1 protein-coding gene is annotated in these 1,449 nt (G+C 49.8%); it reads right to left on the bottom strand.

Annotated elements, in window-relative coordinates; genetic code table 11:
• Positions 1-1,449: hypothetical protein (locus AZI86_RS18950; protein ID WP_157684782.1), on the bottom strand; the 1,449-nt coding region annotated here is incomplete at both ends.

The raw sequence follows: 1,449 nt of genomic DNA on the forward strand, positions 1-1,449 counted from the left end.
CAGCCCGCAGAAAGATCTTTACAGTTCGCTCCGTTTTCATCACACAGCTCTTGCGCGCGCACGATACCCGCAACGTCCAGTTTTGCCTGCGGAGTGATCGAGCCAATTCCCACGTTACCCAAGTAATCAATATACATGCGGTCTAAGTGATTGCCCGTTCTAAAGCGCAAGCCGCCGTTCCCCGCGCCGGTGGAATTCCCGATGTAAAGATCAGCATTGCTGTCACCCGATACGAAATTCATGTAACCAGCAACAGCGTTAGCACTGTCATACATCGCAATCCCGCCGGTCATATTGGGCGAGGTGCGATCGTTCGAGGTGTCAAAAGTCGCGATCAACGGGTCGGCTTCACGCGAAGAAACTTTGCCCGCAGTTTCTAAAAGATAACCACTGGCTAAAGACGTCAAACCAATTCCCACCCCGCCCGTTGCAGGAATGTTTAAACGATTGGTATTGCCAGTTTTCAGACTGAACATTTGGGAATCTGTCGTCCCCACAGTCACGGCCGCACCGGTGGTATTACCACCATTAATGATGTCACCCGTTCCAGTCGCAGGCCAAGACGTTAAACATGAAGCTCCAATACAAAACTCAGTGGCTTTGACTTTACCGGCCACATCTAAGCGCTCGTTGGGTGACGTCGTCCCAATACCGACATTACCAGCCGCATTGATAAACATTTGTCCATCATTACCACCCGTACCAAAATTCAATCCTTCATCAGCGTTGCGGATAAACATATCGCGCGTGCCAAAATAACCGATATCACCCAATGGGACATTGTATTGATCTTTAAACTCTAAAGATCCATTCACGTTTGAGCCTTTGGCATTATCACTGTCTGAAATCAAAATTTGCGGAGTGGCGCCACGGACATCTAAAAGTCCATATGGAGTATTGGTGCCGATCCCAACTTTTCCGGAAGGGCGATACACATCAGCCCCTGAGACCGTCCACTGGGCATTCGTCACCGAACTTGGAATAACAGAAACCGCTAATTTACCGCTGCTATCTAACTGCGGAATTTGCCCCGCTCCGGTCCCCACATCCACACTTAAAGTTCTGTCCGCTGAAAGGTTGCCACCACCCGTAAGGCCCGTGCCTGCGGTGATCGTGCGCGCTTGGTTTGCAGGAGTAAATCCTAATGCTGTCGTCACAGCCGCAGAAGTTAAATTTGAACAAGTAAAACCATCTAAAACTGAAACCCAAGTAATATATTGTCCCGCAGAACAAGAACCTGTCGGCCAAGGTGAGCCACCGGTGCCATTGACTAAATCTGTGTATTGCAGTTTCGTATGCTGCCAAGCAGATCCATCAAAACGGAACACTTGTCCCGCCCCCGTTCCCGACGCTAAATCCACGGTCGCAATCGAACCGTCTTGAATTTTTGAAGAGTTAATTGCACTGGCCGCGATCGTTGGATTGGGATAAGTCCCCGTAAGATCCCCA

It is taken from the genome of Bdellovibrio bacteriovorus (assembly GCF_001592735.1).
Taxonomy (GTDB): Bacteria; Bdellovibrionota; Bdellovibrionia; order Bdellovibrionales; family Bdellovibrionaceae; genus Bdellovibrio; species Bdellovibrio bacteriovorus_D.